The 16,442-nt window shown below is 63.2% G+C and carries 18 protein-coding genes; 8 read left to right on the forward strand and 10 right to left on the reverse strand.

Going from position 1 to position 16,442, the window contains the following annotated elements:
• Positions 1 to 476: 476 nt before the first annotated feature.
• Positions 477 to 620, reverse strand: a complete 144-nt coding sequence (locus RBB29_RS07195) for a hypothetical protein (RefSeq protein ID WP_306113895.1) — start codon at positions 618 to 620, stop codon at positions 477 to 479.
• 72 nt (positions 621 to 692) lie between these two features.
• Positions 693 to 1,694 (reverse strand): type I glyceraldehyde-3-phosphate dehydrogenase, encoded by a 1,002-nt coding sequence (gene gap, locus RBB29_RS07200; protein WP_306113896.1) that lies wholly within the window; start codon positions 1,692 to 1,694, stop codon positions 693 to 695.
• A 248-nt stretch (positions 1,695 to 1,942) separates the two neighbouring features.
• On the opposite strand from gap, the gene RBB29_RS07205 reads away from it, so the two are divergent.
• From RBB29_RS07205 to RBB29_RS07215, 3 genes are all read left to right on the forward strand, one after another.
• Positions 1,943 to 3,703, forward strand: coding sequence for a hypothetical protein (locus RBB29_RS07205; RefSeq protein WP_306113897.1), 1,761 nt, complete (start codon positions 1,943 to 1,945; stop codon positions 3,701 to 3,703).
• Positions 3,700 to 4,272, forward strand: a complete 573-nt coding sequence (locus tag RBB29_RS07210) for a hypothetical protein (protein ID WP_306113898.1) — start codon at positions 3,700 to 3,702, stop codon at positions 4,270 to 4,272. The genes RBB29_RS07205 and RBB29_RS07210 overlap by 4 nt, the downstream gene beginning before the upstream one ends.
• A 131-nt stretch (positions 4,273 to 4,403) precedes the next feature.
• The gene (locus RBB29_RS07215; RefSeq protein ID WP_306113899.1) at positions 4,404 to 4,706 is read left to right on the forward strand and encodes a hypothetical protein; all 303 of its coding nucleotides are present in this window, start codon (positions 4,404 to 4,406) and stop codon (positions 4,704 to 4,706) included.
• Here RBB29_RS07215 and tkt read toward each other — a convergent pair.
• A complete protein-coding gene (gene tkt / locus RBB29_RS07220; protein WP_306113900.1) occupies positions 4,646 to 6,661 on the reverse strand; it encodes a transketolase in 2,016 nt (671 codons plus the stop codon). The two genes, RBB29_RS07215 and tkt, sit on opposite strands and share 61 nt — an antisense overlap.
• Before the next feature lie 190 nt (positions 6,662 to 6,851).
• Here tkt and RBB29_RS07225 point away from each other — a divergent pair, with 190 nt between their 5' ends.
• Positions 6,852 to 7,343, forward strand: a complete 492-nt coding sequence (locus RBB29_RS07225; RefSeq protein WP_306113901.1) for a hypothetical protein — start codon at positions 6,852 to 6,854, stop codon at positions 7,341 to 7,343.
• A complete protein-coding gene (locus tag RBB29_RS07230) occupies positions 7,343 to 7,738 on the forward strand; it encodes a cell division protein ZapA (RefSeq protein WP_306113902.1) in 396 nt (131 codons plus the stop codon). Before RBB29_RS07225 ends, RBB29_RS07230 begins: the two co-directional genes overlap by 1 nt.
• On the opposite strand, the gene RBB29_RS07235 is transcribed toward RBB29_RS07230, so the two are convergent.
• Complete coding sequence (locus RBB29_RS07235) at positions 7,735 to 8,607, reverse strand: LysR substrate-binding domain-containing protein (RefSeq protein ID WP_306113903.1); 873 nt, start codon at positions 8,605 to 8,607, stop codon at positions 7,735 to 7,737. The two genes, RBB29_RS07230 and RBB29_RS07235, sit on opposite strands and share 4 nt — an antisense overlap.
• Before the next feature lie 93 nt (positions 8,608 to 8,700).
• On the opposite strand from RBB29_RS07235, the gene RBB29_RS07240 reads away from it, so the two are divergent.
• On the forward strand, positions 8,701 to 9,729 hold the full coding sequence (locus RBB29_RS07240) for a permease (protein WP_306113904.1): 1,029 nt from the start codon (positions 8,701 to 8,703) through the stop codon (positions 9,727 to 9,729).
• A gap of 171 nt (positions 9,730 to 9,900) precedes the next feature.
• Here the strand turns inward: RBB29_RS07240 and grxD are convergent, their stop codons facing one another.
• The 5 genes from grxD to purL form a co-directional block, all read right to left on the reverse strand.
• Positions 9,901 to 10,263: a Grx4 family monothiol glutaredoxin gene (gene grxD / locus RBB29_RS07245; RefSeq protein ID WP_306113905.1), complete on the reverse strand. Its 363-nt coding sequence runs from the start codon at positions 10,261 to 10,263 to the stop codon at positions 9,901 to 9,903.
• The gene (locus tag RBB29_RS07250) at positions 10,260 to 10,496 is read right to left on the reverse strand and encodes a hypothetical protein (RefSeq protein ID WP_306113906.1); all 237 of its coding nucleotides are present in this window, start codon (positions 10,494 to 10,496) and stop codon (positions 10,260 to 10,262) included. Before RBB29_RS07250 ends, grxD begins: the two co-directional genes overlap by 4 nt.
• Positions 10,496 to 10,732: a BolA/IbaG family iron-sulfur metabolism protein gene (locus RBB29_RS07255; protein ID WP_306113907.1), complete on the reverse strand. Its 237-nt coding sequence runs from the start codon at positions 10,730 to 10,732 to the stop codon at positions 10,496 to 10,498. The genes RBB29_RS07250 and RBB29_RS07255 overlap by 1 nt, the downstream gene beginning before the upstream one ends.
• Before the next feature lie 77 nt (positions 10,733 to 10,809).
• Complete coding sequence (locus tag RBB29_RS07260; protein WP_306113908.1) at positions 10,810 to 11,358, reverse strand: hypothetical protein; 549 nt, start codon at positions 11,356 to 11,358, stop codon at positions 10,810 to 10,812.
• A gap of 85 nt (positions 11,359 to 11,443) precedes the next feature.
• Positions 11,444 to 13,609: a phosphoribosylformylglycinamidine synthase subunit PurL gene (gene purL / locus RBB29_RS07265; protein WP_306113909.1), complete on the reverse strand. Its 2,166-nt coding sequence runs from the start codon at positions 13,607 to 13,609 to the stop codon at positions 11,444 to 11,446.
• Between the two features lie 133 nt (positions 13,610 to 13,742).
• Between purL and RBB29_RS07270 the strand changes: the two genes are divergently transcribed.
• Positions 13,743 to 14,768 carry a pyridoxal-phosphate dependent enzyme gene (locus tag RBB29_RS07270; RefSeq protein ID WP_306113910.1) on the forward strand — a complete coding sequence of 342 codons (1,026 nt, stop codon included), beginning with the start codon at positions 13,743 to 13,745 and terminating at the stop codon, positions 14,766 to 14,768.
• 2 nt (positions 14,769 to 14,770) lie between these two features.
• Complete coding sequence (locus RBB29_RS07275; RefSeq protein WP_306113911.1) at positions 14,771 to 15,907, forward strand: Xaa-Pro peptidase family protein; 1,137 nt, start codon at positions 14,771 to 14,773, stop codon at positions 15,905 to 15,907.
• On the opposite strand, the gene RBB29_RS07280 is transcribed toward RBB29_RS07275, so the two are convergent.
• Complete coding sequence (locus RBB29_RS07280) at positions 15,900 to 16,361, reverse strand: GNAT family N-acetyltransferase (protein ID WP_306113912.1); 462 nt, start codon at positions 16,359 to 16,361, stop codon at positions 15,900 to 15,902. The two genes, RBB29_RS07275 and RBB29_RS07280, sit on opposite strands and share 8 nt — an antisense overlap.
• Between the last annotated feature and the right edge of the window lie 81 nt (positions 16,362 to 16,442).

The raw sequence follows: 16,442 nt of genomic DNA on the forward strand, positions 1-16,442 counted from the left end.
GATGGCGGGACCGTTCAGCGGATTGAAAGGACACCCCAGAACGAGCCGCGCGATTGCCAGACCGCGGGATTGCGATCGACCGTGTTCAGATGCACTTTATCTTTGCCAAGTCTGGAAGACCTCTGATCGGTGTGCGAGTTCTCAAAATCGCCAGCCCTTGCGGGCGGTCTGGCGATCGCGCGGCGGCGCTACGCGCCTTGATTCTGCGCGGGTGGAAACCCCGAACGTCCGCATTGCGCTCGAAACGGATCATGCCAAATCCGGCCCTCCGTCATTTTGCTCGAAATACTTTTGGGGGCGGGCGTAGCGCGGCGAATTGGGGCTCTTACCGGCTATGTAAGGCGCAGAACCTGGTTTGCTGGCCAAGCGTATCAAGGAACAGGGCGTGCGAGATCCAAGCCCAGGGGCAGCTAATCTAAACTTCTTCAAATGCGCACATCAATATCCGGGACACGAAAACGGTCGGAGTGCTTGCCTCATCGCCAGAACGCCATCCATTCCACCATGTCCGCCAGTTTGCGGCTGAGATAGAGCGTCGCGGTCCAGTCGTTGAAGAACCAGTCAAGCCCCAGACCGAGCAGAATGGCGGCCCCCAATATCATGGCAATCTGGTTGGTCATTTGCGGCGGCCCGAAACAAAAACGTCCCGCCGGGTATGCCCGACGGGACGAATTACTGCAAGATTTCAATACTTAACCGAGCTTGCCCATCAAAACGGCAACATCCGCCATCCGGCACGAGAAGCCCCATTCATTGTCATACCAGGCCAGCACCCGCACGAGGCGGTTGCCGATGACCTTGGTCTGCGCGGGCGCGAAGACCGAGCTTTCCTCGGTATGGTTGAAGTCGATCGACACCTTGGGCTCGGGGTCGTACCCCAGAACGCCCTTGAGCGGCCCCGCGGCGGCTTCGGCGACGATATCGTTCACATCCGCTTCGGTCACGTCCTTGCCCGCCACAAATGTCAGGTCAACGGCCGAAACATTCGGCGTCGGCACACGGATCGCAGAGCCGTCGAGCTTGCCTTTGAGCGCCGGGAGCACTTCGCCAAGCGCCTTCGCCGCACCGGTCGAGGTGGGGATCATCGACATGGCCGCGGCACGCGCGCGGTAGAGGTCCTTGTGGCGGCGGTCCAGCGTCGGCTGATCGCCGGTATAGGCGTGGATCGTGGTCATGATGCCTGACTCTATCCCGATGCCTTCGTGCAGCACCTTGGCAACGGGGGCCAGGCAGTTGGTGGTGCAGGACCCGTTGGAGATCATGTTCTCACCGGCCTGCAGATCGCCATCGTTGACGCCATAGACCACCGTGCGATCCACGTTCTTGCCCGGGGCCGAAAGCAGCACCTTCTTGGCACCGCGTTCAAAATGCTTCTTGGCCTTCTCGCCGTCGTTGAACTTGCCGGTGCATTCCAGCACCACATCGACACCCGACCAGTCCAGTTCGTCCATGTCATAGGTCGAGAACATCTGCATCGGACCCTTGCCCAGATCCATCGTGCCGTCGCCCAGGGTGATCTCGTTGGCGAACCGGCCATGCACACTGTCATATTTGATGAGATGGGCCGCCGTCTCCAGCGGGCCGGTGGCATTCACCTTGACCACTTCGATGTCGTCCCGGCTGCTCTGGGCGATATGGGCAAGGGTGCAGCGGCCGATACGGCCAAAGCCGTTGATGCCAACTTTGATGGTCATGGCGGTTTCCTCTGATGCGAATTCTTGCCCGCGATATAGACCCCGCTTGGCGGCCCCGAAAGGCGAAAATTGGCTAAATTTCCGGTGTTAGCGATAAATCCCAACCGGTTTTGGTGCCGTTTCCGGTTGATGGCGCTAACAGTTCCCGATGTAGCGCGCGGCGCATTTTGGTGCTATGATACCCGCATTAGTTGAAGTGGCGGATCCTTCGGGGTCGTCAGCCGGATTTTAAAATCGAGTGTATTGAGATGAGCGTTCGTTTCCTGGCAGCGGTCCTTGCGGTCGCGCTTTCCTATATCAACCTGCCCGCGGCATCCCTGGCGCAGGCGCAAGGCGCTGGCACCGCGCAACCCGCACGGCCGGCACAGCAAAATGACCCGGTGAACCCCTTCGTGGGCGGCATACTCCAACTTCTTGAAGAGGAGTTGAACCGCGCCAACAACAACGATGACGTGCAGCCGCCTGCCGGTGGCGGATCAACGAATGGCGACGACGTGCAGGTCGCGGATCGGCAGGGGCCGGTCATCACACCGGTGCAGAACAATTTCGAAAGCACGCGGGGGAGCGCCAGCATCCTGGCCGACATTCGCGACGCAAGCGGCGTCGCGCGCGCGGTCGTGGTGGGCGACGGGGGCCGGATCGCGATGGCCTCGGCTGGCGGGGTCCGCTACGCCGCATCCGTTCCCCTGCCGCCGCATTACCGGCCCACGCAGATCGCCATCCAGGCCTGGGACCGTCGTCAAAACCCGTCGCGTGCGGTGCCGGTGACCATTCGCCGTATTCCGGGCTGTGGCAGAGTTGATGACGTGACGGTCGGAACCGTGAAATCCGTACAACGTAGCCTGACGGGATTGGGCCGCTATGGGGGCGGGATCGACGGTCTTGCGGGGCCAAACACCTGCGGCGCGCTCAAGGACAAGGGGATCGTTGGGAGTTTTAGCTGGCCCGTGATTGCCAGGGAGCTGGAATGGCGGGTGGGCGTCGTGCAGATCGCGCTTGAGGTGAACGCACCGCCGGAGGCCACCGGGCCGACGACCCCGGTCAGGGTACGGGTGCAAGACCCGCGCCAGACTGACGCGGTGGGCGTAGTGCGGATGCGCATCGACGGCGCGGCGGCGGGGCGCAAAAAATATGCTGGCAGGGAGCTGCGGTTTGACGTGGATCTGGCCGAAGGCGCCACAAGCCGCATCACCTTCGAGGCGATTGACCGCCGCACCGGCGACATATTGGCCACCGAGACCGTGACCCTCTCGCGGCCCGGGCCGATGACCCTTCTGTTGTCCGCCGAGGGTCTGAATGGTGATCTGCTGCGCAGCGACGCGGCGGAACTGGCGGTGATGGCCCGTGTGGAAGGGTCGGACAAGGCCCGGATCTTTTTCCATAACCGCAGCAACGGTCAGCGCGGCGTCATTGAGTTTTTCGGAACCCCCGTTGCGATGCCGGTCGTGATGCCCGCAGCCGGGCGACAGGGCCACATCGTCTTCTGGGTCGAAGACGGCAACCGCAAGACACCTCAGCGCCGGATAGACCTTGAGCGTATCCTGCTGCCGGGGCCGGAGGTGACCACGCTGCCACCGGTGCGCCCTGCGCCGCCGCAGGCGGATACTGCGCCCGATTGGAACAGCGATGCGTCGCAGGCGGGCAGGGGCGTGGACCCGCAACCGCTCATCCCGCAGGTCGCGGACAAGGTGCCGGGGCGGATGGTCTCGCCGCCACCCCCACCGCCGCCGCCGGTCAATGATTGGCTGGTGCCGGTGGGGATCGGGGTGGTGGTCGTGATCGCCTTGCTGGCGGCGATTGTCGGGCTCTTTCGGCGCGGGTTTCGCCGGCCCGGTGCAGAGACAATTGCAGGCGCACCAAACCTCCGCGTGGTGGCCCATCCGGACATGTCGCCAACCGTGGAGGTCAGCGGCGCGGACCTCCCCAGCCTCGTGCTAACAGTCTCGCCCGGCGCGGCGCCCACGGCGCTCATGGTATTTGAAACGGATCTGGAAAGGGCGGCAGAATGAAGGATGAAACCATTGCCGAGAACATGGCGCCCGCGGCCTTCAGCAACGTGGTCGATGCGGTGAAATCCTCGTTGACCACCGGTGATTCCGGCGTTCGATTGGCGGGCGTTGGCCTCGATGGCGGGGCGTTGCAGAAAAGCGTGGCCGATGCGGTGGAAAGCGCCTTGTCGATCTCGGTTCTCGATGCGCTGCTGAAGGGGTGGCACGGGGTCAAAAGCATCACCGACCTAACCGGTCGGGAAGGTCCCATGGACGGCAAGCCGCGGGTTGCTGCGCTGGCCAAACATAAACTCAAGGTGACCCATACGCCCGAAATCCGCCTGAGCCTGGGAGAGGTTGCGGACCTGCGGACGGTTTCCGTGCCGGTGACACTGGAGGTCGAAGCCTCGGGCGTGGTGCTGACGGTGGTGGATCGGGAGGTGACCAAGGCCTCCGCGGGGACGCTGGAGCCGAAATTGACGGTGAAGGTGGAAAAGGTGAAGGTGGTCGAGACCAAGCTGCGCCGGATCGAACTGTCGGGGAACCTTATGGCGCGGATGCCGGCGGAGGAGCTGGAGCCATCCGCGTAGAAGTCCGACCGTCTGAGCGGAGTGAGAGCTGCTTGGCGAGGTCAGTCGCCGGACAGGTTCAAAGGCGGCTCCGATCCCTGTGCGAACATCTCCATCCTCAATTCAAAGCCGCGTGGTTGCCAGACCGCGGGATGGCGATCAACCGTTTTCAGATGCACTTTATCTTTGCCAAGTCCGAAAAACCTCTGATCGGTGCGCAACCTCTCCCAATCGCCAGCCCCCGCGGGCGGTCTGGCGATCACGCGGCGGCCTTCGGCCTTGATTCCGCGCGGGACATGAAAGTCGAACGACAGCTTCATCCGCAGAGGCAAACTCTATCGGTGATCAAAGCCCTGCCTTTACATGTGCCGGGCTTTGATCCGCAGTGTGGTGCTCAGAGCAGTGATTTGACCTTCTCGGCCACCGCTTCGGCGGTGATGCCGAACTTCTCGTAGAGCGTGCCAGCCGGTGCGGAGGCGCCGAAACTCGACATGCCGACGAAACCTGCCTTGGCCTCGCGCCCGCGCTCGCCCAAAAGCCAGCGGTCCCAGCCTTGCTGCACGGCGGCCTCGACGGCCACGCGGACCGGCCCGCCGGGCAGGACGCGCTTGCGATAGGCCTCATCCTGCTCGGCGAAAAGCTCCATGCAGGGCATCGAAACGACGCGCGTGCCAATCCCTTCGGCCTGCAACATGTCGCGGGCCTTGAGCGCAATTTCGACCTCCGAGCCGGTGGCGATCAAGATCGCTTGGCGCTTGCCGTCCGCGTCAGCCAGAACATAGGCACCCTGCGCCGTCATGTTCTTGTTCTTGTGCTCGACCCGCACGGTGGGCAGGCCCTGACGTGTGAGGGACAGAACCGATGGCGTCGCCTTGGCACTCAACGCCAATTCCCAGGCCTCCGCAGTTTCAACCGTGTCGCAGGGGCGGAAGACCATCGTGTTCGGGGTCGCGCGGCTGATTGCCAGATGCTCGACCGGCTGGTGCGTGGGGCCGTCTTCGCCCAGACCGATGCTGTCATGGGTCATCACAAAGACGCTCGGCACTTTCATCAGCGCGGCGAGGCGCATTGCAGGGCGGGCATAATCGGTAAAGCACATGAACGTGCCGCCATAGGGCCGGATACCGCCATGCAGCGCCATGCCGTTCATCGCGGCGGCCATGCCGTGCTCGCGAATGCCCCAATAGACATAGCGACCCTTGCGGTTATCGGTGTCAAAAACGCCCAGATCACCGGTCTTGGTATTGTTCGAGCCGGTCAGGTCGGCGGAGCCGCCCACGGTCTCAGGCATGATCGGATTGACAACTTCAAGCACCATTTCAGATGACTTGCGCGTTGCAACCTTCGGCTTTTCCTCGGAAATCTGTTTCTTCAGCGCCTTGATCCGGGCCGACAGCTTCGCGGGTGCGTCACCGTCGAACACGCGGGTGAATTCCGCCTGACGACGGTCCGAGGCTTCCGCGAACCGGGCCTGCCAGTCGGCATGATCTGCCGCGCCGCGACTGCCAATCGCCTCCCAGGCGGATTTGATATTAGCGGGGACTTCGAACGGGCCGGTGGTCCAGCCATAGGCGGCCTTGGCAGCGGCCATCTGCGCCTCGTCGGTCAGCGCCCCGTGGCCTTTCGACGTGTCCTGCGCCGCGTGGCCCAGGGCGATATGGGTCTTGCAGGCAATCATCGTGGGTTTCTTGGTCTTCTTGGCGGCGGTGATCGCCGCGTCGATCTCATCCGGGTTATGTCCGTCGATCTCGATCACCTGCCAGCCCGCGGCGCGGAAGCGTTTGACCTGATCGGTCTTGTCCGAGAGCGAAACCTTGCCGTCGATGGTGATGTCATTGTTGTCCCAGAAGACGATGAGCTTACCCAGGGAATGCCGCCCGGCGAGGCCAATGGCCTCGTGACTGACACCCTCCATCAGGCAGCCGTCACCGGCGATCACGTACGTGTAGTGATCGACCAGCTTGCGGCCGTAACGCGCGCGCAGGATTTCTTCGGCCATGGCAAAGCCCACGGCGTTCGAGATGCCCTGACCGAGCGGGCCGGTGGTGGTCTCGATCCCGTCATGCAGGAAGTTTTCCGGGTGTCCCGCGGTACGCGCGCCCCATTGGCGGAAATTCTTGATCTGATCCAGCTCCATGCCCTTGTACCCGGTCAGGTGCAGCAGCGCATAGAGCAGCATTGAGCCATGACCCGCCGACAGGATGAAACGGTCACGATCCGGCCAGTTGGGCGCGGAGGCATCGAATTTCAGGTGTTTTTCATAGAGGACCGTGGCGACATCGGCCATGCCCATCGGCATGCCGGAATGGCCGGAATTGGCGGCGTGAACCGCATCCAGGGTCAGCGCGCGAATGGCGGCTGCCTTGTTCCAGTGGTCGGGATTGGCTTGGCGCAGGGCAGCAATGTCCACGGGGGGTCTTCCTTTGGCAGTGGCAACAGATAAGGCTCAATATCAGCCCAGCCCCAAAGATCAACCCGGCCAGAAGGACAGCATGTTTCAGGGGGCGCATTTTGTCCGGTCATTGGGTAAACTCGGGGCCACACAGGCGGGGCCGCGATTCGCGATTGCCCTGGTAGATGATGGTTGAGGGGGTTGAGGAATGAGCCAGATAGACGAGCTGGAACGCAGGATCACGGCGGCGCTGGACCGGATCGGGCAGGGGCTTGACGGGTTGTCACCGGGTGGTGGTGTCGATGCCGGCGAGGTCGAGGCCCTCAAGAAAGAGCTGGAGGATGAAAAGCTGGCCTCGGCGCAGCTTGCCGAGCGCCTCAAGGCCGTGTCACAGAAGCAGAAACAGCAATCCGAGGCCGATGAACGGCAGGCGGATGCGGTGCGCAAGCTGGATGCGGAACTGCAATCCCTGCGCAAGGCCAATCAGCAGCTGCGCGAGAACAACAAGGCGCTGCGCGAGGCCAATGAGGCCGGCGTGGCCGAGCCGCATCTCATCAACAAATCCATGTTGGCTGAGCTTGAGGGGTTGCGCGCGGCCCGGTCGGCGGATCGGGCGGAAACCTCGGCCGTGATGGCCGATCTGGACCGGCTGATTACCGGCGCCGCATCGTCGACCACGACCCAAGAGGAGGACGCCTGATGCCCGAAGTGACGATACAGATCGGTGGCCGGTCCTTCGACGTGGCCTGCCAGGAGGGCGAAGAGCATTACCTGCACGCCGCCGCCAAGATGCTTGACGAAGAGGCCAGCGTTCTGGCCTCGCAGATCGGGCGTATCCCCGAGGCACGCATGCTCCTGATGGCCGGGCTGATGCTTGCCGACAAGACGGCGGGTGTGCAGGACAAGTTGCGCGAGGCCGAGGACCGGATGGCCGAGAAAGAGGCCGAGTTGGAGCAGTTGCGCAGCGCCCCGCGCCCCGAGGCCGAGCGCGTCGAGGTGCCGGTGGTGCCGAACCACGTCACCGATACGCTGGCCGAAATTGCTGCCCGGGCGGAGGCTTTGGCCGAAACCGTTGACGGCAAGGTTGCCGGTTAGGCGCCGTAGGTTGCACCGGGGCGGTGCCGGAAGGTATCGCGAATAGCCGCCTCGATGCTTTGCCGCGCGGGGGTGTCAGGCCCTGCGGTCTTCAGCACAAGGTTCGATTTGGGCATCTCGGGGAAGCCGTCCTTTGGCCCGAGCGCGGTGATCTTGTCGCCAAGCGCGTTACTGCCCATCAGGGCAATCGCGATCCCGGATTCGACGGCAGCGGCGATCCCTTGCACGCTTTGGCTTGAGTAGAGAATACGGTAGGGCCGCCCCATGGTCTCCAGCGCATTGAGGGCTGCGTCCCGCCACCAGCAATCGTGATGAAAAAGAGCCACGGGCAATTCGTCCCGCGAAATCAGGTCGTGATGGGGGGAGGTGACCCAATAGGTCTGATCCTGCCACAGGATGTCTGCGGGGCTGTCGGCGTTGGCCACCTCGTAGACCGCAAGATCGAGCTGACCGTCGGCCAGCAGCTTCGGAAACTGCGCGCTGATATCGCAGATCACATCAAGCTCGACCGACGGATGAGATTGCGAAAAGGCGGCGATGATCTTGGCCAGCGTGCCGTGACTGTGATCGTCCGGAAACCCGAGGCGCAGCTTGCCGCTTAGCGTATCGGCCGTCAGTGACCGCAAGGTCGTGTCCAGCGTGGTCGTCACCTGCCGCGCCGTCGGCAGAAGCTGCTCACCGAGCGGGGTCAGGCTGACGCCGCGCCCGTGGCGCCGGAAGAGCGGTTGGCCAAGCGTTTCTTCCAACCGCTTGATCTGCAGGCTGGCGGCCGATTGTGTCCGCATGATGCGCGCGGCTCCCAAGGTGACACTGCCGGTTTCGGCAACGGCGATAAACGTGCGCAGCAGATCGCTTTCCAGACTATTCATTCGATTTACTCATATCTGAAAGAAATAATATTCGTTTTTCTTTTATCTCGTGCCGCCTCATATTGGCAACCCGAAGATTAAAGGATGACCGAAATGTCAGAGCGCACGAAAGAACACCCCGGTTGGAGCCGTTGGCAGATTGCAATGATGGCGGGCGGCGCAGCCCTAGCTGTTGCGGCGGCGCGCTGGCCGCATGTGGCGTTCGAAACCCTCGTGTTCGTAGGGTGGAGCCTAGTGATCATTGCGCCGCTCGTGATTCCCGGCATCCTCCTTGCCGCATGGATCATTGCCAGCGGTGCCGATGGCCGGATCGCGATGGCGTTCGAAGGGCGCATGGGCCGGGCGATCGTCGCCGCATCGGCCATCGGGGCCGTCACACCGGTATGTGGGGTCACGGTGCTGCCGCTGATGGCGGGGCTTCTTGCAGGTGGGGTGCCGCTGGCGCCGGTCATGGCCTTCTGGCTGGCCTCACCGGTCACGGATCCGGCCATGCTCGCGACCACAGCCGCGACCCTTGGGCTCAGCTTTGCGATCGGCAAGACCGTTGCCGCCTTCATCCTCGGCCTCCTCGGCGGGGCCGGAACGGTTCTCTTCGGCGGCTCACCTTGGGTTGCCAACCCCCTGCGGCAGAATGCGCTGGTCGGGCGGGTCGTGGCCGCGCGCTGCGGGGCGCCCACGTCCTTTTGCCCGGCAATCTGGCGTGAGCAGGCCCGCCGCGACATGTTCATGCGGCAGGCAAAGGCGACGACACGGCTCATCTTGATCTGCCTGATCCCGGCCTTCGCGGCGGAGCATATGTTGAACGAACTGCTCCACCCCGAAGCCCTCAGCGCCTATGTCGGGCGGGACACGGCCTGGGCCATACCGCTATCGGTTTTCGTCGGTGCGCCGACCTATGTGGATGGCTATGCGGCCTTGCCACTCACCCGCGCCCTGATGGATCACGGCATGTCGCCGGGTGCGGCAATGGCCTTCCTGGTCTCGGGCGGGGTGGTGAGCATCTGGGGCGCAATGGCGATCTTCCCGGTCCTGCGCCTGCCGCCTTTCCTGCTCTACCTGGCCCTGGCGATCACGGGATCCCTCCTGGCGGGTTACGGGTTCGAGGCGATCATGAAAGGCTAAATCACCTCTCGGCCCGCCAAAAACCCGGCGCCTCGTCGCGCGACAACCACGCTTCAGGCGCAGATTTCGTCCAAGCCTCCGCCCAAAGCGCCAACACGAGGAGGAGGCCGGAGGCGGACGACGAGATATCCTGCGCGCCGACAGGCGCACAATCAGATCACTTTGCAGGTCTCAGGCGTTGGCTTCCCGGATCTTGTCCGCGGCTTCCTTGTCATAGGTCACGCCGTTTTCTTCAAAGAGCGTGTCAAGCTCGCCCGAAAGCGTCATCTCGGTGATGATGTCACACCCGCCCACGAACTCGCCCTTGACGTAAAGCTGCGGGATGGTCGGCCAATCGGAGTAATCCTTGATGCCCTGGCGGATCGCATCATCGGCCAGCACGTTGATATCCGAGTACTCGACCCCCATGAAATTCAAAACACCTGCCACGCGGGACGAGAACCCGCATTGCGGCATCTCCTTGGTGCCTTTCATGTAGAGCACCACGTCATTGGCTTTGACGGTCTCTGCGATCTGTGTCTTTGCGTCGGTCATTTCGGTGTGTCCTTTGGTACAAATCTCTTGGCATATTCCTGCGGGTCGCGTGGCACTTTCCACGTGGTGACATGCCCGCCGCCCATGCCGGATTGATAATCGGAGGTCAGCGTGTGGTATCCCTTGCCGGGTTCGCTGCCGCGTTGGTCGGTATCCTTGCGCTTACCCATCACCGCCAGCGCGCCGATGAACAGCACGACCAGACCGCCGATGATGAGCGTGAAGAGGTCCACTATTCCGGTGCCTTCGTGGTCAGCGCGAGCGCGTGGATTTCCCCGTTGGGGCCATCCATCTTGCCCTTGAGGGCGGCCATCACGGCGCGTTGCTGCTGCACACGGTTCTGGCCCCGAAACGACTCGTCGATCACTTCGGCCGCGAAATGCGCCCCGTCATCACCCTGCACGGTAATCTGGGCGTCGGGGAAGGTTTCGCGGATCAATGCTTCGATATCTGAGGCGAGAATGGCCATCTGAGCCCTCCTTGGTTCTTGCCCAAGATGTAGAGCGCGCCGGTACCGAGTGCAAGATACCACGCTCGTGGCCGCGGTCAGATTTCCTCGCCCTTTTTCAGCAGATCATCAATCAACTTGCGCTGGATCGCGTTGCTGTCGCCGCCACCGAACTGCATCGCCCCGCCGGAATAGAGCGAGCCATAGGTCTTCACCAGGTTCACCGCCTGCCCAAGGCCGGAAATGAACTGATCCTTCTCCAGCGGCGACAGCGGATGGATGAAGGTCGACCACAGCATCCCCTGGGCAATGGCATAGCGCGCATCCAGCGCGGAATCGAAATTGGCCTGCATCAGGCGCGTCATCTCTTCCGGCGTGACCTCGTCGCTGTTGACGATGGGTGTCATGGCGCGCATCCGGTCGGCGCCCTCATCGGTGACGATGAAGACCGTCGTGCCTGCCACCTGCATCTGCCAGGCCGCGCCGTTTGTCTTGGCCTCGGGGTCGAGCGCGGTGATGATCTGCCCCAGGGTCTCAAGCGTCATCGCCGCTTCGGGTTCGACCGCATCGGAAGGTTGCGCCTCTTCTTGCGCCGATAAGGTCAGCGGGATCAGGGCAAGGCAAAGGGCGAGGAGAGTGCGGCGCATGGAACAGTCCTTTTCTGGGTCTGTCCCATACTAGGCGGGTCACAGGTCCGGCCGCTACGCCCCTAAAGCAATCGTGAACAGATGTTCAGTCGAAGGTCGCGGCGAAGGTACTGCGGAAAATTCCGGCAAGGCTGCTCAGGTCGGCTGCCGATCCGCCGAAGCGGACGTCACTGCCCCCGAACTTGCCGACAACCTGAACCGGCACGCCCGCATGAGCCGCGGCGGCACTCAGCGCCTCGGCGTCTGCTGCCGGACATGCGATCAGATATCGCGCCTGATCCTCGCCAAAGAGCGTTGCGGTATCGCCCGCGTCGATCTCGACGCCCACACCTGCCGCTTCGGCCAGTTCAAACGCCGCAAGCGCCAGCCCGCCGTCGGACAGGTCGGTACATGCGCCGATCCGGGCATGGTTGCTGCGGATGAAGTCGCCATTGCGCTTCTCTGCGTCAAGATCGACCGCGGGCGCATCGCCCTCGACCCGTCCCAGAAGCTCCGCCAGCAGGGCAGATTGACCGAGATGCCCGGCAGTTTCCCCGACCAGCAGGGCAACATCGCCCTCGCGCGCGACACCGTTGATCGCGCTATCAGCACCGCGGATCAGGCCAACGGCGCCGATGGTCGGCGTCGGCAGGATCGCAGACCCGTCGGTTTCATTATAAAGCGACACGTTGCCCGACACGATTGGCATATCGAGCGCCGAGACCGCCGCGCCGATGCCTTTGATCGCGCCGACGAACTGCCCCATGATCTCGGGCTTTTCGGGGTTGCCGAAATTCATGTTGTCCGTGGTGGCGAGCGGCAACGCCCCCACGGCGGTGAGGTTGCGATAAGCCTCGGCCACCGCCTGCTTGCCGCCCTCGACCGGGTTGGCCTTGACGTAGCGCGGGGTCACGTCCGAGGTGAAGGCCAGCAGTTTGTCGCTGCCGTGTACCCGCACAAGGCCCGAGCCCAAGCCCGGCGTGCGGGCAGTATCGGCCATGACCATCGTGTCATATTGCTCGAACACCCATTGGCGGGAGCAGTAGTTCGGCGAGCCGATCAGCGCCTTCAGGCCCTCGATTGGATCGACCTCCGTGACGCTCGCGGTATCGAGCGGGGCTGCCGCCGGGGTTTCGACCCAAGGGCGGTCATATTCCGGCGCGGTCGATGAGAGTTTCGAGAGCGGCAGGTCCGCCTTGACCTCGTTGTGGTGCAGGATGAGGAAACGGTCTTCGGCGATGGTCTCACCCACGATGGCGAAATCCAGATCCCATTTCTCGAACACCGCGCGCGCCTCGGCCTCAAGCTCGGGCTTTAGGACCATCAACATGCGTTCCTGACTTTCCGACAGCATCATCTCGTACGCCGTCATGTTTTCTTCGCGCTGCGGCACGTCTTCGAGGGTCAGCTTGACACCAAGGCCCCCTTTGTCGCCCATCTCCACGGCGGAGCAGGTCAGGCCCGCCGCGCCCATATCCTGGATCGAAATCACTGCGCCGGTGGCCATCAGTTCCAGCGTGGCTTCCATCAGGCGTTTTTCCGTAAACGGATCACCCACCTGCACCGTGGGGCGCTTTTCCTCGATACTGTCATCGAACTCGGCACTGGCCATGGTGGCCCCGCCGACACCGTCGCGGCCGGTCTTGGCGCCGAGATACACGACCGGCATCCCAACCCCTGAGGCGGCGGAGTAGAAAATCTTGTCGGTCTCGGCCAGACCGGCGGCGAAGGCATTGACCAGGCAGTTGCCGTTATAGGCCTTGTCGAACCGGACCTCGCCGCCCGCGGTCGGCACGCCGAAGCAGTTGCCATACCCGCCGACCCCGGCCACGACGCCATGCACAAGCTGCCGCGTCTTGGGATGCGACGGCTCACCGAAACTCAAAGAGTTCATTGCCGCAATGGGGCGCGCGCCCATGGTGAACACGTCCCGCAGGATGCCGCCCACGCCCGTGGCCGCGCCCTGATAGGGCTCGATATAAGACGGGTGATTGTGGCTTTCCATTTTGAAAACAACGCATTGGCCGTCGCCGATATCGACGATGCCCGCGTTTTCGCCGGGGCCGCAGATGACCTGTGGGCCTTCGGTCGGCAGGGTCCGCAGCCATTTCTTGGAGGATTTGTAGGAACAATGCTCGTTCCACATGGCCGAGAAAATCCCAAGCTCTGTAAAGCTCGGCTCGCGTCCGATGATTTCAAGGATACGTTCATATTCGTCGGGCTTCAGGCCATGTGCCGCGATCAGCTCGTCGGTGATTGCCGGATCCTGCATGTGGATGGATTCCCCCAAATCTTGCTCTGGCGCCTCTTTAGGGTATCGCGCGCCGGGGGGGAAGGGGCTGAGGCGAGGTTGCTTGACCGAATCTTGCTTATCGGATTGTGTGACGCGAAACCGAGGGGACGGCATGGACATTTTGGAAAACCAATGGCGCGGCGGGGGACTTCCCGAGGACCGCCTCAGCGGGGCGCCCGCACCCAGTGTTCTGTTTGAGAATCCGCAATCGCTTTTGACGAAATGCCCGGCCGCGGTGGAAACACCGATGCTCCGGATCGACGGGTTGGGCGCGGCGGTCTGGGCCAAGGATGAACGGCAGCGGATGGGCCTTGGCAGTTTCAAGGCGCTCGGCGCGGCCTATGTGATCGCGCATCAGGCGGCGGCCACGGGCGCGGATGACATGACCTCCGCCATGGCCGGACACACCTTTGTCAGCTCCAGTGCCGGAAACCACGGATTGTCGATCGCCGCGGGGGCAAAGGCGTTTGGCGCCCGGGCGGTCATCTACCTGTCTGAGACGGTGCCGGAAGGATTTGCCGAGCGGTTGCGTGATCTCGGCGCGCAAGTCGTCCGTGCAGGCGCGGATTACGAGGCCAGCATGACCGCTGCGATGGCGGCGGCGGATGAGAATGGTTGGACGCTGTTGTCCGACACTTCCTGGCCCGGGTATTTCGACATTCCGCACCGGTTGATGGAAGGATACCTCGTGATGGCCGAAGAGGCCGTGCGCCAGATGCCGGAAGCGCCCACGCATATTTTCCTGCAAGCCGGGGTTGGGGGACTTGCCGGGGCCTGCGCCGCCTATTTCCGCAAGGCCTGGGGCGACAGCCCGGAGATTTTCGTCGTGGAGCCGGAATTCGCCCCCGCCTTGCAGGCCAGCATCCGCGCGGGCGAATGCGTAAACGCGGCGGGGCCTGTGTCGGACATGGGGCGGCTTGATTGCAAGGAGCCTTCGTTGATTGCCCTGAACGGGCTGGCACGTGATGCCGATGGTTTCATCACGATCAGCGAGGACGAGGGGTTTGCCGTCTTGCCGATACTCGCCGCACAAGGGGCGGAGACCAGCACATCGGGCGGCGCGGGGCTTGCCGCGGCAAAGGAAATGAACCTTGGCCCGGAGGCACGGGTTCTTTGCATCATCAGTGAAGGAGCCTGAGCATGAGCGCCGTCTTTCCGCCAAGTGAGTACCAGGCACGGGTGAGCGCCGCGCAAGCGCGGATGAATGATGCAGGGCTCGGCGCGATCCTCCTGACGACAGAGCCGGACATCCGCTATTTCACCGGCTATCTGACGCGCTTCTGGGAAAGCCCGAGCCGCCCGTGGTTCCTTGTGGTGCCGGCGAGCGGCGCGCCCGTGGCGGTGATCCCCTCGATCGGGGCGGCGCTTATGGGCCGGACATGGATCAGCGACATTCGCACGTGGTCCGCGCCGGAGCCTGCGGATGATGGCGTGACGCTTCTGGCCTCGACCCTGCGCGAGTTGGTGAGTGACGGCAAGGTCGGCGTGCCATCGGGCTATGAGAGCCATCTGCGCATGCCGCTGACCGATTACGACCGGGTCAAGGCGGCGTCGGGCTTGACCTTCACCGATGATCGCGGGATCGTGGCGACGCTGCGGATGGTCAAATCGCCGGCAGAGGTCGACAAGATCGAAGCGGTTTGCGCCATCGCGGGCCGCGCCTTTGGCCGGGTTGGTGAGATCGCGCATGAAGGCGTGCCGCTCTCGCAGGTGTTCCGCGATTTCCAGCGGCTCCTGCTCGAAGAGGGCGCCGATTGGGTGCCTTATCTGGCCGGTGGGGCGGGGCAGGACGGGTATGGCGATGTGATCTCGCCCGCCGGCGATACGCCGCTGGTGCCGGGCGATGTGCTGATGCTCGACACCGGCGCGGTGCGGGACGGGTATTTCTGCGACTATGACCGGAATTATGCGGTGAGCCACGCCAGTCAGGCCACGAAGGACGGTCATGCAAGGCTGATCGAGGCGACGCAGGCGGGGCTTGAGACCGCGCGCGTCGGCGCCCGGGCGAGCGATGTCTGGCGGGCGATGGCCGATATTGTCGGCGGTGGCGAAGGGGCAGGGCGGCTTGGCCATGGTCTTGGCATGCAACTGACAGAAGGGCTGTCGCTCACGTCCAAGGATCACACCATCCTGCAGGAGGGCATGGTCATCACGCTGGAGCCGGGCGTTGAGACCGGTGACGGGACGCTGATGGTGCATGAGGAAAACATCGTGATCGAGGCCGATGGTCCGCGAATGCTGTCGCCGATGGCCGCGGCAGATATCCCGCTTATCTGAGACGATACTCCAGCAACGGTAACACCCGCCCGGGAATTGATGCCGATGGCGTTATGCCGATACGGTGCGCGCCCATCTTTTCGTAAAACGCCGCGGCATCCGGGTCGGCGTCTATCAGGAGCCTGTCCCGTGAAAACTGGCGGGCGGCGGTGACAGACCAGTTGAAAAGCTCTTTGCCCAAGCCCATTCCCATGTAGGGCGGGTCAATAAAAAGCGCGAGAAGATCGGCATCCTGCCCCCGGGGGCCAACCTGCGCCACACCGGCCATCGCGCCGTCGACCGCGCCCACCACAAGCGCCGTGTCCGACAGATCCGCGGGTGTCAGGGTCAGTTCTTCCTTGCAGGCGGCCATGAAAGCCGCGTCATATCCCCAATGCGCCTTGGACCGCATTTGCAGCGCCGAAAGATCATCCAGTTCGGAGAGGTCAGGCGCGCGGAGGATAAAAGAGAGCATGGGGATTGATACGCCACGCCTGCATGCCACACAACGCAGCGCAAAAAAAAAGGGCCGAGCAAAAAGCTCGGCCTTAGTCCA

Origin of the sequence: Roseovarius sp. MMSF_3359 (assembly GCF_030733385.1) — a bacterium.
GTDB lineage: Bacteria > Pseudomonadota > Alphaproteobacteria > Rhodobacterales > Rhodobacteraceae > Roseovarius.

What these genes read in the sequence shown, in the direction of transcription:
- RBB29_RS07195 (WP_306113895.1), bottom strand. Translation starts at nt 620, where the DNA reads ATGACCAACCAGATTGCCATGATATTGGGGGCCGCCATTCTGCTCGGT.
- gap (WP_306113896.1), bottom strand. Translation starts at nt 1,694, where the DNA reads ATGACCATCAAAGTTGGCATCAACGGCTTTGGCCGTATCGGCCGCTGC.
- RBB29_RS07205 (WP_306113897.1), top strand. Translation starts at nt 1,943, where the DNA reads ATGAGCGTTCGTTTCCTGGCAGCGGTCCTTGCGGTCGCGCTTTCCTAT.
- RBB29_RS07210 (WP_306113898.1), top strand. Translation starts at nt 3,700, where the DNA reads ATGAAGGATGAAACCATTGCCGAGAACATGGCGCCCGCGGCCTTCAGC.
- RBB29_RS07215 (WP_306113899.1), top strand. Translation starts at nt 4,404, where the DNA reads ATGGCGATCAACCGTTTTCAGATGCACTTTATCTTTGCCAAGTCCGAA.
- RBB29_RS07225 (WP_306113901.1), top strand. Translation starts at nt 6,852, where the DNA reads ATGAGCCAGATAGACGAGCTGGAACGCAGGATCACGGCGGCGCTGGAC.
- RBB29_RS07230 (WP_306113902.1), top strand. Translation starts at nt 7,343, where the DNA reads ATGCCCGAAGTGACGATACAGATCGGTGGCCGGTCCTTCGACGTGGCC.
- RBB29_RS07235 (WP_306113903.1), bottom strand. Translation starts at nt 8,607, where the DNA reads ATGAATAGTCTGGAAAGCGATCTGCTGCGCACGTTTATCGCCGTTGCC.
- RBB29_RS07240 (WP_306113904.1), top strand. Translation starts at nt 8,701, where the DNA reads ATGTCAGAGCGCACGAAAGAACACCCCGGTTGGAGCCGTTGGCAGATT.
- grxD (WP_306113905.1), bottom strand. Translation starts at nt 10,263, where the DNA reads ATGACCGACGCAAAGACACAGATCGCAGAGACCGTCAAAGCCAATGAC.
- RBB29_RS07255 (WP_306113907.1), bottom strand. Translation starts at nt 10,732, where the DNA reads ATGGCCATTCTCGCCTCAGATATCGAAGCATTGATCCGCGAAACCTTC.
- RBB29_RS07260 (WP_306113908.1), bottom strand. Translation starts at nt 11,358, where the DNA reads ATGCGCCGCACTCTCCTCGCCCTTTGCCTTGCCCTGATCCCGCTGACC.
- purL (WP_306113909.1), bottom strand. Translation starts at nt 13,609, where the DNA reads ATGCAGGATCCGGCAATCACCGACGAGCTGATCGCGGCACATGGCCTG.
- RBB29_RS07270 (WP_306113910.1), top strand. Translation starts at nt 13,743, where the DNA reads ATGGACATTTTGGAAAACCAATGGCGCGGCGGGGGACTTCCCGAGGAC.
- RBB29_RS07275 (WP_306113911.1), top strand. Translation starts at nt 14,771, where the DNA reads ATGAGCGCCGTCTTTCCGCCAAGTGAGTACCAGGCACGGGTGAGCGCC.
- RBB29_RS07280 (WP_306113912.1), bottom strand. Translation starts at nt 16,361, where the DNA reads ATGCTCTCTTTTATCCTCCGCGCGCCTGACCTCTCCGAACTGGATGAT.